Origin of the sequence: Agromyces mariniharenae (genome assembly GCF_008122505.1) — a bacterium.
In the GTDB taxonomy this organism is placed as follows: Bacteria; Actinomycetota; Actinomycetes; order Actinomycetales; family Microbacteriaceae; genus Agromyces; species Agromyces mariniharenae.
Map to the genome: position 1 here is coordinate 1,318,187 of NZ_VSSB01000001.1, position 15,548 is coordinate 1,333,734.

Below are 15,548 nucleotides of genomic sequence, written 5' to 3' on the forward strand. Positions count from 1 at the left end.
CGTTAGGGCTCCGTGAGGATCGGCGACCCCGCGACATCCGCGGTGTTGCATCAGGGGTGCAGCCGAAGCCGCTGCCCGCTGCCGCGCTCGCGGCCCGCGGCATCCCCGATCCTGGAGTCCCCGTGCTGGACCTCGTCTACGTCGTCGTCGTCATCGCGACGTTCGCGCTCATCGGCCTCATCGCGAAGGGGGTCGAGAAGCTGTGATCGTCTTCGAGCTCCTCGCCGTCGCGCTGGGCGTCGCCGTCGTCGCGTACCTCGTGTACGCCCTCGTCAAGCCCGAGCGGTTCTGATGGGCGCGCTGTTCGCCGTCCTCCAGGCGGCCACCCTCGCCCTGATCCTCGCCCTGCTGTACCGGCCCCTCGGCGACTACATGGCGCGCATCTACACGTCCGAACGCGATTGGCGGATCGAGCGCGGGCTGTACCGCCTCGTGGGCGTCGACCCGCGATCCGAGCAGTCGTGGCCGGCCTACCTGCGCGGCGTCCTCGCGTTCAGCGTCATCGGCGTGCTGTTCGTCTACGTGCTGCAGCGCACCCAGCAGTGGCTCCCGTACTCGCTCGGCCTGCCGGCCGTGCCCGAGGGACTCTCGTTCAACACGGCGGCCTCGTTCGTGACGAACACGAACTGGCAGTCGTACTCGCCCGAGCTCACGATGGGCTACACCGTGCAGCTCGCAGGGCTCGCGGTGCAGAACTTCGTGTCGGCCGCGGTCGGCATCGCCGTCGCCGTCGCGCTCGTGCGCGGCTTCGCCCGGCGCCGCTCGGACACGCTCGGCAACTTCTGGGTCGACCTGTTCCGCGGGTCGTTCCGCCTGCTGCTCCCGCTCGCGCTCGTGGGCGCGATCGTGCTGCTCGTCGGCGGCGTGATCCAGAACTTCAACGGGTTCACCGAGGTGACGACGCTCGCCGGCGACACGCAGCACCTGCCGGGCGGCCCGGTCGCCACGCAGGAGGTGATCAAGCTGCTCGGCACGAACGGCGGCGGCTTCTTCAACGTGAACTCCGCGCACCCGTTCGAGAACCCGACCGCATGGACGAGCCTGTTCCAGAACGTGCTCATGCTCGCGATCCCGTTCGCGTTGCCGCGCACGTTCGGCCGGATGGTCGGCTCGAGCAAGCAGGGGTACGCGATCCTCGCGGTCATGGCCTCGCTGTTCGTGATCTCCCTCGTCGTGGTGAGCGCGCTCGAGGCCGCCGGTGACGGCACCGCCCCGCAGCTCGCGGGCGGCGCGATGGAGGGCAAGGAGCAGCGGTTCGGCATCTTCGGCACCGCGCTGTTCGGGTCGACCTCGACGCTGACCTCCACGGGTGCGGTGAACGGCATGTTCGACTCGTACACGGCGCTCGGCGGCATGATGCCGATGCTCAACATGATGCTCGGCGAGGTCGCCCCGGGCGGCGTCGGCTCCGGCCTCTACGGCCTGCTCGTGCTCGCCGTCATCGCCGTGTTCATCGCCGGCCTGCTCGTCGGGCGCACCCCCGAGTACCTCGGCAAGAGGATCGGCCCGCGCGAGATCAAGCTCGCGAGCCTCTCCATCCTCGTCACGCCGTTCCTCGTGCTCGTGGGCACCGCGCTCTCGTTCGCGATCCCGGGCGTGCGCGAGGACGTCGAGTCGACGTCGATCTGGAACCCCGGCGTGCACGGCATGTCCGAGGTGCTCTACGCCTTCACGTCCGCGTCGAACAACAACGGCTCCGCGTTCGCGGGCCTGACCGCCAACACGCCGTGGTTCAACACCGCGCTCGGCGTCGCCATGCTGCTCGGCCGGTTCGTGCCGATCGTGCTCGTCCTCGCGCTCGCCGGCAGCCTCGCCGCCCAGGACAAGGTGCCCACGACCACGGGCACCCTCCCCACCTACCGGCCGCAGTTCGTCGGCCTGCTCGTCGGCGTGACGGTCCTCGTCACCGCCCTCACCTATTTCCCCGTTCTCACGCTGGGTCCCCTGGCGGAAGGGCTGAACTGATCCATGTCCTCGCAGACCATTTCCGAGATGACCGGCCACACCCCGCGGCCGATGGGCTCGCCGTCGAAGCGCCCGATGGGCGGCTTCGGGCCCGGCCAACTCGTCCGGGCCGTTCCCGGCGCACTCCGCAAGCTCGATCCGCGTGAGATGTGGCACAACCCCGTCATGTTCATCGTCGAGATCGGCGCCGCGCTCACCACGCTGCTCGCGATCGCCGAGCCGTTCCTCGGCGGACCCGAGGCCTCGGGCGGCACCGAGGTGCCGGGCTCGTTCACCTGGGCGATCGCCGTCTGGCTCTGGATCACGGTGGTCTTCGCGAACCTCGCGGAGGCGGTGGCGGAGGGCCGCGGCAGGGCGCAGGCCGACACGCTCCGCCAGACGCGCACGTCGACGGTGGCCCACGTCGTGACCCGCTACGACGAGGTGTCGGATGCCGCGGCCGAGCGCACGCCCACCACCGACGTCTCCTCGGCCGACCTCCGGCTCGGTGACATCGTCATCGTCTCGGCCGGCGAACCGATCCCGGGCGACGGCGACATCGTCCACGGCATCGCCTCGGTCGACGAGTCGGCGATCACGGGCGAGTCCGCCCCGGTCGTCCGCGAGTCCGGTGGCGACCGCTCCGCGGTCACGGGCGGCACCCGGGTCCTCTCCGACCGGATCGTCGTGCGCATCACCTCGAAGCCCGGCGAGACGTTCGTCGACCGCATGATCGCCCTCGTCGAGGGCGCGTCGCGCCAGAAGACGCCGAACGAGATCGCGCTGGACATCCTGCTCGCGAGCCTCTCGATCGTCTTCGTGGTCGTGGTGCTCACGCTGAACCCGATCGCGTCCTACGCGGCGGCCCCGGCGAGCATCCCGGTGCTCATCGCCCTGCTCGTCTGCCTCATCCCGACGACGATCGGCGCGCTCCTCTCGGCGATCGGCATCGCCGGCATGGACCGGCTCGTGCAGCGCAACGTGCTCGCCATGTCGGGCCGAGCGGTCGAGGCCGCCGGCGACGTCACGACCCTGCTCCTCGACAAGACCGGCACCATCACGCACGGCAACCGCCGCGCGAGCGACTTCGTGCCGATGCCGGGCGTCGCCGACCACGAGCTGGTGCGGGCGGCGGCACTCGCGTCGCTCGCCGACCCGACCCCCGAGGGCAGCTCGATCGTCGACCTGGCGGCGGCACGCGGCATCCGCTTCGCCGGGGCGCCCGCGGGCGACGTCGTGCCGTTCACCGCGCAGACCCGCATGTCGGGCGTCGACCTGGCCGACGGCACGGTCGTCCGCAAGGGCGCCGGGTCGGCGGTCACGGCGTGGGTCGAGGAGCGCGGTCGGATCCCGTCCAGCGAGCACGAGGAGCTCGACCGTCGAGTCGACGCGATCTCGGTCGACGGCGGCACGCCGCTCGTCGTCGCGCAGCGGTCGGCGGACGGCACGACCCGCATCCTCGGCGTCGTCCACCTGAAGGACATCGTCAAGGACGGGCTCGTCGACCGCTTCCGCGAGCTCCGGCAGATGGGCATCCGCACCGTGATGATCACGGGCGACAACCCGCTCACGGCCAAGGCCATCGCGGCGGAGGCCGGCGTCGACGACTACCTCGCCGAGGCGACCCCCGAGGACAAGATCGCGCTCATCCGGAAGGAGCAGGCGGGCGGGAACCTCGTCGCCATGACCGGCGACGGCACGAACGACGCGCCGGCGCTCGCGCAGGCCGACGTCGGCGTGGCGATGAACTCGGGCACGTCGGCCGCGAAGGAGGCCGGCAACATGGTCGACCTCGACTCCGACCCGACGAAGCTCATCGAGATCGTCGCCATCGGCAAGCAGCTGCTCATCACGCGCGGCGCGCTCACCACGTTCTCGATCGCCAACGACGTCGCGAAGTACTTCGCGATCATCCCGGCGATGTTCGCGGGCGTGTTCCCCGGCCTGCAGGCGCTGAACATCATGCAGCTGCACTCCCCGGCCTCGGCGGTGCTGTCGGCGATCATCTTCAACGCGATCATCATCGTGCTCCTGATCCCGCTCGCGCTCCGCGGCGTGAAGTACCGGCCGCTCGGGGCATCCGCGGTGCTGAACCGCAACCTGCTCGTCTACGGCCTCGGCGGCATCATCGCCCCGTTCATCGGTATCTGGCTCATCGACCTCGTCGTCCGCCTGATCCCCGGCTTCTGATTCCCATGCTCTGCGCCACTTCGACACGCATCGCGCCACTTCAACTGGCGCAGCGGCCGCCGAAGTGGCGCAGCGCCCACCTCGAAAGGACCACACCATGAGCACCACGCGCACCACGGCGCGCACCCACTGGGTCGCGATCCGCGCCATGCTCCTCTTCACGCTCGTGCTGGGCGTCGCGTACACGCTCGTCGTGACCGCGATCGGCCAGCTCGCGCTCCCCGCCCAGGCCGACGGCTCCGTCCTGCGGAACGCCGACGGCGAGGTCGTCGGCTCCGCGCTCATCGGCCAGTCGTTCACGGATGCCGCGGGCGACCCGCTCCCCGAATGGTTCCAGCCCCGCCCGTCGGCTGCGGGCGACGGGTACGACGCCGGCGCGTCGAGCGGCAGCAACCTCGGTCCCGAGAACCCCGACCTCATCGCCGCCATCGAGGAGCGCACGGCCCAGGTCGCGACGTTCGACGGCGTCCCCGAGTCGGAAGTACCCGTCGACGCGGTGACCGCGTCGGGATCCGGCCTCGACCCGCACATCAGCCCCGAGTACGCGCTGCAGCAGGTCGCCCGGGTCGCCGATGCCCGCGGCCTCGACGAGGCCGACGTGCGGGCGCTCGTCGAGTCGCACACGCGGTCGCGCGACCTCGGCTACCTCGGCGAACCGACCGTGAACGTGCTCGAGCTCAACCTCGCGCTCGCGCAGGTGGGAGACTGACGCACATGAAGAGGGGGCGGCTGCGAGTGCTCCTCGGCGCCGCTCCCGGCGTCGGCAAGACCTACACGATGCTCGAGGAGGGCCGGCGCCTCCGCGACGAGGGCCGCGACGTCGTCGTGGCCTTCGTCGAGACGCACGGGCGCGCGGCGACCGCGGCGATGATCGAGGGGCTCGAGGTCGTCCCGCGCCGGCACGAGGAGCATCGCGGCCTCGCGCTCGAGGAGATGGACGTCGACGCGGTGCTGGCGCGCACGCCCGAGATCGCCCTGGTCGACGAGCTCGCCCATACCAACGCGCCCGGCTCGCGGCATCCGAAGCGCTGGCAGGACGTCGAGGACCTGCTCGCGGCGGGCATCGACGTGATCTCGACCGTGAACACCCAGCACATCGAGTCCCTCGGCGACGTCGTGCTCGAGATCACCGGCGCGCAGCAGCGCGAGACGATCCCCGACTCGGTGCTGCGCGCCGCCGACCAGATCGAGGTCGTCGACCTCGCCCCGCAGGCCCTGCGCGACCGGCTCGCCGGCGGGCTCGTCTACCCCGCCGAGCGCATCGATGCCGCGCTGTCGAACTACTTCCGGCTCGGCAACCTCACCGCGCTGCGCGAGCTCGCCCTGCTCTGGCTCGCCGACGAGGTCGACCAGGCGCTCAAGGCGTACCGCGCCGAGCACGGCATCACCGGCAAGTGGGAGGCGCGCGAGCGCGTGGTCGTCGCCCTCACCGGCGGTCCAGAGGGCGAGACCCTGCTGCGCCGCGGCGCTCGCATCGCCGCGCGCAGCTCGGGCGGGCAGCTCCTCGCGGTGCACGTCACCACTCCCGACGGGCTCCGTGCGCGGCACCCCGAGGCACTCGACCGGCAGCGCTCGCTCGTCGAGCAGCTCGGCGGCACGTTCCACCAGGTGGTCGGAGAGGACGTCCCCCGCGCGCTCGTCGAGTTCGCCAGGGCATCGGATGCCACGCAGCTCGTCCTCGGCGTGAGCCGCCGGTCGCGCCTGGCCGCCGCCTTCACCGGGCCGGGCATCGGCGCGACGGTGATCCGCGAGTCGGGCGACATCGACGTGCACATCGTGACGCACGCAGCGGCCGGATCGGGGTTCTCGCTGCCACGTCTGGGCGGCGCCCTCAGCCGCACCCGTCTCTTCGTCGGCTTCGCGATCGCGCTCGTGTTCGGCCCGCTGGTCAGCTGGGTGCTCACGATCTTCCACACGGAGTCGTCGATCACGAGCGACGTGCTCGCCTACCAGCTGCTCGTCATCGTGGTCGCCCTCGTGGGCGGCCTCTGGCCGGCCCTGTTCGCGGCCGTGCTCTCGGGCCTCACGCTGAACTACCTCTTCATCCAGCCCCTCCACACACTGACCATCGCCGAGCCGCGACAGCTGCTCGCGCTGGTCTTCTACGTCGCGAACGCGCTGCTCGTGAGCCTCGTCGTCGACCAGGCCGCGCGGCGCACCCGCGAGGCCAGAAGGGCCGCGGCCGAGTCGCAGCTGCTCGCCACCATCTCGGGCAGCGTGCTGCGCGGCGAGGACGCGCTGCAGGCCATGGTCACGCAGACCCGCGAGGCCTTCGGGCTGAGCGGGGTCCGCCTCCTCGTCGACGGCGAGCCGCGGGTGACCGACGGCGAGCCCGCCGACGACGACCGGGTGAGCACGGTCCCGATCGGCACGCGCGGCGTGCTCGAGCTGCACGGCGGCGACCTCGAGGCATCCGAGCGCCGCCTGCTGCAGGTCATCGCGACCCAGCTCGACGCGGCCATCGAGCACGGCGCCCTCGCGTCGGCCGCCGAGGCCGCCGGCGAGCTCGCCGAGACCGACAAGGTGCGCTCGGCGCTGCTCGCCGCGGTCGGGCACGACCTGCGGCGCCCGCTCACGTCCGCGTCGGCCGCCGTGAGCGCACTGCGGTCGCCCGACGTGACGCTGCCGCCCGAGCAGCGCGCCGAGCTGCTCGACACCGCGGCCGAGAGCCTCGACGCGCTGGCCGACCTCGTGACGAACCTGCTCGACGTGAGCCGCCTGCAGGCGGGCGCGCTCGCCGTCACGCTCGCTCCGACGGATGTCGCGGACGTCGTGTTCCCCGCCCTCGACGAGCTCGAGCTCGGGCCCGCCGAAGTGGAGCTCGACCTCGCCGACGACCTGCGGCCGATGCTCGCCGACGCCGGACTGCTGCAGCGCGTCGTCGTGAACCTCCTCGCGAACGCGGTGCGCCACTCCCCCGACGGCGAGCGCGTGCGGGTCGCCGCGAGCACCTTCCGCGGCCGCACCGAGCTGCGCGTCGTCGACCGCGGCCCGGGCATCCCGCCCGAGCGGCGCAACGAGGTGTTCACCCCGTTCCAGCGCCTCGGCGACATCGACAACGAGACCGGCCTCGGGCTCGGCCTCGCCCTCTCGAAGGGCTTCGTCGAGGGCATGGACGGCACGCTCGAGGTCGAGGACACCCCGGGCGGCGGCCTCACCATGGTCGTCACGCTGCCCACCGCCGAGGAGGCCGAATGAAGATCCTCGTCGCCGACGACGACGCCCAGCTGCAGCGCGCCCTGCGCATCACGCTCGCCTCGCGCGGCTACGACGTGGTGGCGGCGCGCGACGGGGCCGAGGCCATCGAGCTCGCGGCGAGCGCGCACCCCGACCTCGTGCTGCTCGACCTCGGCATGCCCAACGTCGACGGCATGGACGTGATCCGGGCGGTGCGCGCGTGGTCGAGCGTGCCGATCCTCGTGCTCTCGGGCCGCACCGACTCCGCCGAGAAGGTCGAGGCGCTCGACGCGGGGGCCGACGACTACGTCACGAAGCCGTTCGCGATGGACGAGCTGCTCGCCCGCATCCGGGCGCGGGCCCGCGCGACGGGCGGTGCCGAGGCGGATGCCGCGACGGTCGCGATCGGCGACCTCGTCGTCGACCTGGCGGCGAAGACGATCCGGCGGGCGGGCGGGCCCGACGGACCCGGCGCCGCCGACGCGGGGAGCGGCGCGGCCGAGGGCTCCGCGGCATCCGTGCGCCTGACGCCCACCGAGTGGCGGCTGCTCGAGCTCTTCCTGCGCAACCCCGGCAAGCTGCTCACGCGCGAGATGCTGCTCTCCGACGTGTGGGGTCCGTACCACCGCAACGACGCGGGCTACCTGCGGCTCTACGTGGCGCAGCTGCGGCGGAAGCTCGAGCCCGTGCCATCGGAGCCGCGGCACTTCCTCAACGAGCCGGGCCTGGGCTACCGCTTCGAGCCGTAGCCCGCCCTCCCCCGCGTACCCTTGACGCGTGCAGTGCCCCTACTTCGACGCCTGGCAGTGCCGGTCGTGCTCCCTCATGGGGCGGCCCTACTCAGACCAGCTCGCCGAGAAGCAGTCGCACGCCGAGGAGCTCCTCGCGCCGTTCGACGTGCCCGCGTGGCTGCCGCCCGTCGCGAGCGTCGAGCGCGACTACCGCAACAAGGCGAAGATGGTGGTCGGCGGCACGACGGATGCCCCGACGATCGGCATCCTCGACGCCGACGGCCACGGCGTCGACCTGCAGGCGTGCGGCATCTGCTCGCCCGGGCACCGCGCCGCGTTCCCGGTGCTCGCGCGCTTCATCACGCTCGCCCGCATCGCGCCGTACGACGTCGGCACCCGCACGGGCGAGCTCAAGCACCTGATCGTGACCGAGTCGCCCGACGGCGAGCTCATGGTGCGCTTCGTGCTGCGGTCGACCGAGCCCGTCGGGCGCATCCGCAAGCACCTGCCGTCGCTGCTCGCCGAGCTGCCGCAGGCGCGGGTCGTGACGGCGAACCTGCTGCCCGAGCACAAGGCCGTGCTGGAGGGCGCCGAGGAGGTCGTGCTCACCGAGCACCAGACCCTGCCGATGCGGCTCAACGACGTGACCATGCACCTGCGCCCGCAGAGCTTCTTCCAGACGAACACCGCGATCGCCGCCGCGCTCTACGCCGAGGCGCGCGCCTGGATCCGCGACCTCGCACCCGAGGACGCCTGGGACCTCTACTCCGGCGTCGGCGGCTTCGCCCTGCACCTCGCGGGCGGCCCCGGCGATGCGGCCGCGACCGACGTCACCGGCATCGAGACGAGCGTCGAGGCCGTCGCGAGCGCCGAGCTCAGCCGCACGGATGCCGCGCTGAGCCGCCTGCGGTTCGCGGCCGGCGACGCCACCGCGTTCGCCGTCGGCGCGGAACGCGCCCCCGACCTCGTGGTGGTGAACCCGCCCCGCCGCGGCATCGGTCGCGAGCTCGCCGACTGGCTCGAGCGATCGGATGCCGCGCACGTGCTCTACTCGAGCTGCAACGTCGCCTCGCTCGCCCGCGACCTCGCGGCGATGCCGTCGCTCCGGCCGGTGAAGGCGCGCGTGTTCGACATGTTCCCGCAGACGACGCACTTCGAGGTCATGGTGCTGCTGGAGCGTCGAGGTCGGCCGTGAGCCGCTCGAGCTCGGCGATGCGCGCGGCGCGATCGCGCGGCATTCCCGGAACCCCCGGCCGCTGCTGCTCGGGTCGTGGACCGTCGAGCGGCCGGAAGTCCACGCCCTGCTCCTCGAGCCACGCCAGGTAGCCGGGCAGCCGGAACGCGAAGTCGTCCCAGTCGAGCGGTCCGCCGTTCCACGCGACCTCCGCGAACGCGCCGAGACGCGGGAACACCGCGTAGTCGAGTCGCTCGCGGGTGTCGAGGTGCTCGGTCCACACGTTCGCCTGCACGCCGATGACGTGCTGCCGCAGCGCCGCCGACGACGCGGACGACAGCGGCTCGAACGACGCGACGTCCTCGAGCGAGAGCACCGTGCCGACGGGGATCGGCTCGCGCGGGTCGTCCGACTGCCGGTAGTCGAGGTAGGTCCACAGGTCGGGGCAGAGCACGACGTCATGGCCGAGCCGCGCCCCGAGCTCGGCGCCGACCGGTCCGCGCCACGACGCGACGACCGCGTCGGGCGCCGGCGCCCCGCCGCCCTCGAGCATCTCGTCCCACCCGATCACGCGGCGCCCTCGACGTGCGAGGTGCGCCGCGACGCGGCCGAGGAACCACGCCTGCAGCGCCGGCTCGTCGGCGAGCCCGCGCTCGGCCATGAGCTCCTGCGTGCGCGGGTCCTCGCGCCACCGCGTCTTCTGCGCCTCGTCGCCGCCGATGCCGATCACGTCGGACTCGAACACGTCGCACACCTCGTCGAGCACGTCGCACACGAAGGCGACCGTCGCGTCCTCGGCATTCAGCACCTCGTCGGAGATGCCGAACCGCGTCCACGGCTCGGTCACCCGTTCGCGCACGGCCCCCGCCCCGCCGACGCCGTGCTCGGGATACGCCGCGAGGATCGCCCGCGCATGCCCGGGCACGTCGACCTCGGGCACGATCCGGATGCCGCGCTCGGACGCGTACCGCACGAGCCCGCGAAGCTCGTCCTTCGTGTACCACCCGGCGTGCGGCACCCCGTCGCCGCGTGCGTCGGGCCCGTGCCCGAGCTGGGACTCCGACCGCCGACCGCCCACCTCGGTGAGCAGCGGATGCCGCCGCACCTCGAACCGCCAGCCCTGGTCGTCGGTGAGGTGCAGCTGCAGCATGTTGAGCCCGTGGGCCGCGACGAGGTCGACGAACCGGTGCAGCTCGGGCAGCGGCCGGAACCGGCGCGCGACGTCGAGCATGACGCCGCGCCACGCGAAGCGGGGCTCGCCGGTGAGGCGGAGCGGGGCCAGCGTCTCGATACGCGTCGGCCTGCGGCCGGCGCTACTCGACGACCGGGATGGCGGCGAGGTCACGCCCCGGCCGCCAGCTCGCGGGCGCGAGCCAGCGCGGCATCCGTCGCCCGGTCGAAGACCTCCTTGAGTCGCGCCTCCTCGAGCACCGCGATCGCACGCTCGGTGGTGCCCTTCGGGCTCGTCACGCGGCGGCGCAGCTCGGCCGGGTCGTACTCGGATGCCGCGAGCAGCTCGCTCGCGCCCCGGAACGTGCCCTCCACCATGAGCGCCGCCTGCTCGGGTGTGAATCCCTTGTCGATCGCGGTCGCCGTGAGCTGCTCGATGAGGAAGAAGACGTACGCGGGCCCCGACCCCGAGATCGTCGAGAGCGCGTCGATCTGCTCCTCGGGCACGACGATCACGTCGCCCACCGTCTCGAAGAGGGCCACCGCGAGCGCGAGGTCGTCGTCGGTCGAACGGGTGCCCGCCGCGACGCCCGTCACGGCTCGGCCGACGACGGCCGGCGTGTTCGGCATCGAGCGGATGACCGCGACCGACTCGGGCAGCAGCGACTCGTACGTCGCGACCGTCACGCCCGCCGCGACCGAGACCACCACGGTGCCGGGGTCGAGCGCGTCGGCGATCTCGCGCAGCAGGTCGGGCACCATCGCGGGCTTGACGGCGACCACCACGACCTTCGCGCCGGCGACCGCCGAGCGGTTCGCCGTGGCATCCGTCTCGGTCGCGTAGGAGGTGACGCCGGGCAGGCCGTCGAGCTCGTCGGCGCGCTCGCGCGAGCGGTTGGTGGCACGGATGCCGCCCTCGATCTCGATGCCGGGCTGGAGCAGCCCGGCGAGGATCGCGCGGGCCATCGACCCGGCTCCGAGGAAGGCGATGGAGGGCAGCTTCACGGGGGCGTCGGCGCTCATGCGACCATCCTAGGATTGACGCCATGAGCGCATCCGGCGGCACCCGAGCCATCATCGCGGCCTTCCTCGCCAACGCGGGCATCGCCCTCACGAAGTTCATCGCGTGGTTCTTCTCGGGGTCCGCGTCGATGCTCGCCGAGGGCGTGCACTCGGTGGCCGACGCCGGCAACCAGCTGCTGCTCATCCTGGGCGGGCGCCAGGCGAAGAAGGCCGCCGACAAGGAGCATCCGTTCGGCTACGGCCGCGAGCGCTACGTCTACGCGTTCGTCGTCTCGATCATCCTGTTCTCCGTCGGCGGCGTCTTCTCGATCTACGAGGGCATCGACAAGCTCCAGCATCCGCACGAGCTCGAGGTGCCCTGGCTGCCGATCCTCGTGCTCTCGATCGCCATCGTGCTCGAGTCGTTCTCGCTGCGCACCGCGATCAAGGAGTCCAACCACGTTCGCGGCCGCCAGAGCTGGGTGCAGTTCGTGCGGCGCGCGAAGGCGCCCGAGCTCCCCGTCGTGCTGCTCGAGGACATCGCGGCGCTCCTCGGCCTCGTGTTCGCGCTCTTCGGCGTCGGCCTGACGATCATCACCGGCAACTCGCTGTTCGACGCGATCGGCACCCTCATGATCGGCACCCTGCTGATCATCGTCGCGATCGTCCTCGGCATCGAGACGAAGAGCCTGCTCGTCGGCGAGGGCGCGAACGACGAGGACCTGCAGAAGATCGAGCGGGCGATCCTCGCCGGCCCCGAGGCCGAGCGCATCATCCACATGAAGACCCTCTACCTCGGCCCCGACGAGCTGCTCGTCGCAGCGAAGATCGGCTTCCACGCCGACCAGCGGCTGCTCGAGGTGGCGACGGCGACGAACGTCATCGAGGAGCGCATCCGCCACGCCGTGCCCACCGCGCGGGTGATCTACCTCGAACCCGACGTCTACGTCGACCCGAAGGCGGCCGCCCCGGCCACCGACGCGATCGTCATCAAGGGCCTCGAATGACCGGCCGACCGACGGATGCCGCGCGCCCCGCGGCATCCGTGCCCGCAACCGGCACCCGCACGGCCCTCGTGCTCCGGCACGACTCCGCGATCGGGCTCGGCAACCTCGGGCCGACGCTCGAGGCGCACGGCTACCGGATCGTGACCGTCGACGCTCCCCGCGAGGACGTCACCGCGCTCGACGCGCTGGCCCCCGACCTCGTCGTGGTGCTCGGCGGCGACGAGGGCGCCTACGAGACCGACCGCTACCCCTACCTCGCCGACGAGATCGACCTGCTGCGCCGCCGCATCGACGCCGAGGCGCCGATCTTCGGCGTGTGCCTCGGGGCCCAGATGCTCGCGAAGACGCTCGGCGCCGACGTGCGCAAGGGCCCGCGCAAGGAGGTCGGCTGGCTGACGGTCGAGCCGACCGAGGCGGGCGCCGCGTCGCCGGTGCGGCACTTCGACGGCGTGCCGACCGTGCAGTGGCACGGCGACACGTTCGACCTGCCCGAGGGCGTCGAGCGGCTCGCCACGTCGGGCCAGTACGAGAACCAGGCGTTCGCCAAGGGCGATTGGCTGCTGGCGGTGCAGTTCCATCCCGAGGTCACCGACGAGATCCACGAGGACTGGCTCGCCGCGTGGGGAGACGAGCTGCCCGAGTACGGGCTCAGCCGCGAGCAGCTGCGCGCGGAGCGCGCCGTCAACGGGCCGCGTGCCGAGGCGGCATCCGCTGCCCTCCTCTCGGAGTACCTCGACGGCCTCGAGGCCCGCCGCGTGGTTCCGCGCGCGAGCTGACCCTCAGGGCGGCCTCCGAGGGATCGAGTCATCGGCTCGACGCGCCGGGCAGCCGCAGCGTGAAGCGGCATCCGCCGTTCACGTTCTCGACCCAGCAAGCGCCGCCGTGCAGCTCCGCCACCCGTTGCACGATCGACAGGCCCGTTCCCGTGCCGCCGCCTGCCCCCGGCGTGCGTGACGGCGTGCCGCGCCAGCCGGGCTCGAACACTCGCGGCAGGTCGGCCTCGGGAATCCCTCCGCAGCCGTCGACGACCGAGACGACGATGCCCCCGTCGGCGCCCGACGCGACGTCGGTCCGCACGGTGCCACCGGCAGCCGTGTGCCGGATCCCGTTCAGGACCAGGTTCTCCACGGCGCGGGAGACCTCCCGAGGGTCGACGATCGCCACGGCGTCGCCCTGGACCTTCCCCTCCAGCCGCACCTCGGCGGCGCGCGCGATCGGCGCTGCGCTCGCGAGCACGTCGGACACCACGTCGCCGACATCGACGACCTCGGATTCGAGGCGGACGCCGGGCGCATGCAAGCGGGAGTAGTCGAGCAGGTCGGCCACCATGGCACTCATCCGTCCGACCTCCGACCGGATGCCGCGGATCGCGTCCTCCGGCGCTGCGACCCCGTCCTCGGCGGCCTCGGCGAGCGCGCGCATCGACGCCAGCGGCGTACGCAGGTCGTGGGAGATCCAGGCGACGACCTCGCGGCGTCGCGATTCGGCGGCGGCGTCGCGTTCGCGTGCGGCGACCGCTGCCGCCCGGTCCGCGCCGAGGCGCTGCGTTCGCAGGGCGAGGACGAGCCCGACGACGAGTGCCGACGGGACCGCGGCGGCCAGCAGCCAGAGCACCGCCGACACCGCGGCATCCGGGAGCACCATCGCCTGGATGCTCACCGCCAGCCCGCCGCCGAGGGCCGCGATCACGACGAGCGGACCGAGCGCGGCCGCGACGGCCGGGCGACGGCGGGCGACGGCGAGCACGATGAGGGCGCCGACGAGCCCCACGGCCCCGGCGACGAGCGCCGCGATGACGAGCGCGGGCACCACGTCGGGGTTCATCCGCCACCGTCCCAGCGATAGCCGACGCCGAACACCGTCACGAGGAGGCATGGCCGAGCCGGATCGGGCTCGATCTTCTCGCGGAGCCGGCGCACGTGGACCGTGACCGTCGAGAGGTCGCCGACCTCCCAGCCCCACACCTCCCGCAGGATGGTCTCCCGATCGTGCACGGCGCCCGGGTGCGAGAGGAACCATCGCAGCAGCTCGAACTCCCGCATCGTGAGCTGCAGCTCGCGACCGTCCCGCCAGGCGCGGTGCGACACGGGGTCGAGCGAGAGCCCGCCGTGCTGCAGCATCACGGGCTGCCCCGCCCCCGTGCGACGCAGCACCGCCTGCACGCGCAGCACCAGCTCGCGCGGACTGAACGGCTTGACGATGTAGTCGTCGGCGCCGGCCTCGAGTCCGACGAGGCGGTCGTCCTCCTCGCCGCGGGCCGTCAGCATGATCACGGGCACCGTCGGCCTGGCCGTGCGCAGCCGATGCAGGACCTCGATGCCGTCGAGACCGGGAAGCATCAGATCGAGCACGACCGCGTCGAGAGCGGATGCCTCCGCGGCAGCAAGCGCCGCGACCCCGTCCGTCGCACGCTCCGTCGCGATGCCCGCGCGCTCCAAGTACGCGATCACCACGTCAGCGACGGTGGCGTCGTCGTCCACGACGAGCACGCGTGCCACGAGCCCAGCGTAGAGCCGTCGGGACGGCCTGCGGCCGGAATCCGCCCGCCAGGGGCATCCGTCACGACTCCGTAAGGAGGCGGTAAGGGCCCCGTCATGGAGTTCGCGCCACCCCGGGGATGGACTGGCGTCGTGGGCGGAACACGCCCGCCGGCGGCCAGCCGGTCTCCGGCCGATGGAAGGGACATCCCATGCATGCTCGCATCTCGCGCACCGCGCTCGCAGCCGTCGCCGCGGCGGCGCTGATCCTCGCTCCGACCACGGCCCACGCCGCCGGGGCGGGCGGTGTCGGCGGCCCGGCGTTCTGGGTCGATGGCACCCAGTACCGCACGGTCGCCACGCCGAACGACCTCTCCCGGACCGGCGCACCGGCGCACTCCTTCGACGTCATCTACGACTTCGGCGGCGCGCAGCTCAACGTCGCCACCGCCGCGCCCGGCGACACCGACTACAACGGCGGACGCTGGATGGTGCACGCCCTCGCCTTCCCGTCCGGCCATGCCGCCGCGGTGGCCGCCGGCGATGCCGACGGCGACGGCGTGCTCGACTCCGACGCCGAGCTCATGGCGGCGATGCAGGCCGGCACCGCCGTGGACGTCGGCGTCGTCGCGTCGTTCACCTGCCCGGTGATCCCGCTCCACGGGTGAAGAGGAGC

15 protein-coding genes are annotated in these 15,548 nt (G+C 72.6%); 11 read left to right on the forward strand and 4 right to left on the reverse strand.

Features of this window, described 5'->3' with window-relative positions:
• The first annotated feature begins 56 nt into the window (after nucleotides 1-56).
• From FYC51_RS19160 to rlmC, 8 genes are all read left to right on the forward strand, one after another.
• Nucleotides 57-206 carry a hypothetical protein gene (locus FYC51_RS19160; RefSeq protein ID WP_187432513.1) on the forward strand — a complete coding sequence of 50 codons (150 nt, stop codon included), beginning with the start codon at nucleotides 57-59 and terminating at the stop codon, nucleotides 204-206.
• On the forward strand, nucleotides 203-292 hold the full coding sequence (locus FYC51_RS06000; RefSeq protein WP_148732711.1) for a potassium-transporting ATPase subunit F: 90 nt from the start codon (nucleotides 203-205) through the stop codon (nucleotides 290-292). Before FYC51_RS19160 ends, FYC51_RS06000 begins: the two co-directional genes overlap by 4 nt.
• Nucleotides 292-1,965 (forward strand): potassium-transporting ATPase subunit KdpA, encoded by a 1,674-nt coding sequence (gene kdpA, locus FYC51_RS06005; RefSeq protein ID WP_148732712.1) that lies wholly within the window; start codon nucleotides 292-294, stop codon nucleotides 1,963-1,965. The genes FYC51_RS06000 and kdpA overlap by 1 nt, the downstream gene beginning before the upstream one ends.
• 51 nt (nucleotides 1,966-2,016) lie before the next feature.
• Nucleotides 2,017-4,134 carry a potassium-transporting ATPase subunit KdpB gene (gene kdpB, locus FYC51_RS06010; RefSeq protein ID WP_274379490.1) on the forward strand — a complete coding sequence of 706 codons (2,118 nt, stop codon included), beginning with the start codon at nucleotides 2,017-2,019 and terminating at the stop codon, nucleotides 4,132-4,134.
• Nucleotides 4,135-4,231: 97 nt separating this feature from the next.
• On the forward strand, nucleotides 4,232-4,843 hold the full coding sequence (kdpC, locus tag FYC51_RS06015) for a potassium-transporting ATPase subunit KdpC (protein ID WP_148732714.1): 612 nt from the start codon (nucleotides 4,232-4,234) through the stop codon (nucleotides 4,841-4,843).
• 5 nt (nucleotides 4,844-4,848) lie between these two features.
• Nucleotides 4,849-7,332, forward strand: coding sequence for an ATP-binding protein (locus tag FYC51_RS06020; RefSeq protein ID WP_148732715.1), 2,484 nt, complete (start codon nucleotides 4,849-4,851; stop codon nucleotides 7,330-7,332).
• On the forward strand, nucleotides 7,329-8,060 hold the full coding sequence (locus FYC51_RS06025; protein WP_148732716.1) for a response regulator: 732 nt from the start codon (nucleotides 7,329-7,331) through the stop codon (nucleotides 8,058-8,060). The genes FYC51_RS06020 and FYC51_RS06025 overlap by 4 nt, the downstream gene beginning before the upstream one ends.
• Nucleotides 8,061-8,088: 28 nt before the next feature.
• Nucleotides 8,089-9,237: a 23S rRNA (uracil(747)-C(5))-methyltransferase RlmC gene (gene rlmC, locus FYC51_RS06030; RefSeq protein WP_148732717.1), complete on the forward strand. Its 1,149-nt coding sequence runs from the start codon at nucleotides 8,089-8,091 to the stop codon at nucleotides 9,235-9,237.
• Here the strand turns inward: rlmC and FYC51_RS06035 are convergent.
• Both FYC51_RS06035 and proC read right to left on the reverse strand, forming a co-directional pair.
• The gene (locus FYC51_RS06035) at nucleotides 9,203-10,561 is read right to left on the reverse strand and encodes a beta-N-acetylhexosaminidase (RefSeq protein ID WP_274379477.1); all 1,359 of its coding nucleotides are present in this window, start codon (nucleotides 10,559-10,561) and stop codon (nucleotides 9,203-9,205) included. The genes rlmC and FYC51_RS06035 overlap by 35 nt on opposite strands.
• Entirely contained in the window at nucleotides 10,558-11,409 is an 852-nt protein-coding gene (proC, locus tag FYC51_RS06040) for a pyrroline-5-carboxylate reductase (protein WP_148732719.1), read from the reverse strand. Before proC ends, FYC51_RS06035 begins: the two co-directional genes overlap by 4 nt.
• A 23-nt stretch (nucleotides 11,410-11,432) precedes the next feature.
• On the opposite strand from proC, the gene FYC51_RS06045 reads away from it, so the two are divergent.
• On the forward strand, nucleotides 11,433-12,395 hold the full coding sequence (locus FYC51_RS06045) for a cation diffusion facilitator family transporter (RefSeq protein ID WP_148732720.1): 963 nt from the start codon (nucleotides 11,433-11,435) through the stop codon (nucleotides 12,393-12,395).
• Nucleotides 12,392-13,171, forward strand: coding sequence for a glutamine amidotransferase-related protein (locus FYC51_RS06050; RefSeq protein ID WP_148732721.1), 780 nt, complete (start codon nucleotides 12,392-12,394; stop codon nucleotides 13,169-13,171). The genes FYC51_RS06045 and FYC51_RS06050 overlap by 4 nt, the downstream gene beginning before the upstream one ends.
• Nucleotides 13,172-13,199: 28 nt before the next feature.
• Here FYC51_RS06050 and FYC51_RS06055 read toward each other — a convergent pair whose 3' ends face one another.
• Nucleotides 13,200-14,219, reverse strand: coding sequence for a sensor histidine kinase (locus tag FYC51_RS06055; RefSeq protein WP_148732722.1), 1,020 nt, complete (start codon nucleotides 14,217-14,219; stop codon nucleotides 13,200-13,202).
• Nucleotides 14,216-14,893 (reverse strand): response regulator transcription factor, encoded by a 678-nt coding sequence (locus tag FYC51_RS06060; protein ID WP_148732723.1) that lies wholly within the window; start codon nucleotides 14,891-14,893, stop codon nucleotides 14,216-14,218. Before FYC51_RS06060 ends, FYC51_RS06055 begins: the two co-directional genes overlap by 4 nt.
• 191 nt (nucleotides 14,894-15,084) lie before the next feature.
• Here FYC51_RS06060 and FYC51_RS06065 point away from each other — a divergent pair, with 191 nt between their 5' ends.
• The gene (locus FYC51_RS06065; RefSeq protein ID WP_148732724.1) at nucleotides 15,085-15,540 is read left to right on the forward strand and encodes a hypothetical protein; all 456 of its coding nucleotides are present in this window, start codon (nucleotides 15,085-15,087) and stop codon (nucleotides 15,538-15,540) included.
• Nucleotides 15,541-15,548: the final 8 nt, after the last annotated feature.

Bases quoted from the DNA above. Each gene is read 5' to 3' on its own strand.
- kdpC (WP_148732714.1), top strand. From the start codon at position 4,232: ATGAGCACCACGCGCACCACGGCGCGCACCCACTGGGTCGCGATCCGC.
- FYC51_RS06045 (WP_148732720.1), top strand. From the start codon at position 11,433: ATGAGCGCATCCGGCGGCACCCGAGCCATCATCGCGGCCTTCCTCGCC.
- kdpA (WP_148732712.1), top strand. From the start codon at position 292: ATGGGCGCGCTGTTCGCCGTCCTCCAGGCGGCCACCCTCGCCCTGATC.
- FYC51_RS06055 (WP_148732722.1), bottom strand. From the start codon at position 14,219: ATGAACCCCGACGTGGTGCCCGCGCTCGTCATCGCGGCGCTCGTCGCC.
- FYC51_RS06025 (WP_148732716.1), top strand. From the start codon at position 7,329: ATGAAGATCCTCGTCGCCGACGACGACGCCCAGCTGCAGCGCGCCCTG.
- kdpB (WP_274379490.1), top strand. From the start codon at position 2,017: ATGGGCTCGCCGTCGAAGCGCCCGATGGGCGGCTTCGGGCCCGGCCAA.
- proC (WP_148732719.1), bottom strand. From the start codon at position 11,409: ATGAGCGCCGACGCCCCCGTGAAGCTGCCCTCCATCGCCTTCCTCGGA.
- FYC51_RS06050 (WP_148732721.1), top strand. From the start codon at position 12,392: ATGACCGGCCGACCGACGGATGCCGCGCGCCCCGCGGCATCCGTGCCC.
- FYC51_RS06065 (WP_148732724.1), top strand. From the start codon at position 15,085: ATGCATGCTCGCATCTCGCGCACCGCGCTCGCAGCCGTCGCCGCGGCG.
- FYC51_RS06020 (WP_148732715.1), top strand. From the start codon at position 4,849: ATGAAGAGGGGGCGGCTGCGAGTGCTCCTCGGCGCCGCTCCCGGCGTC.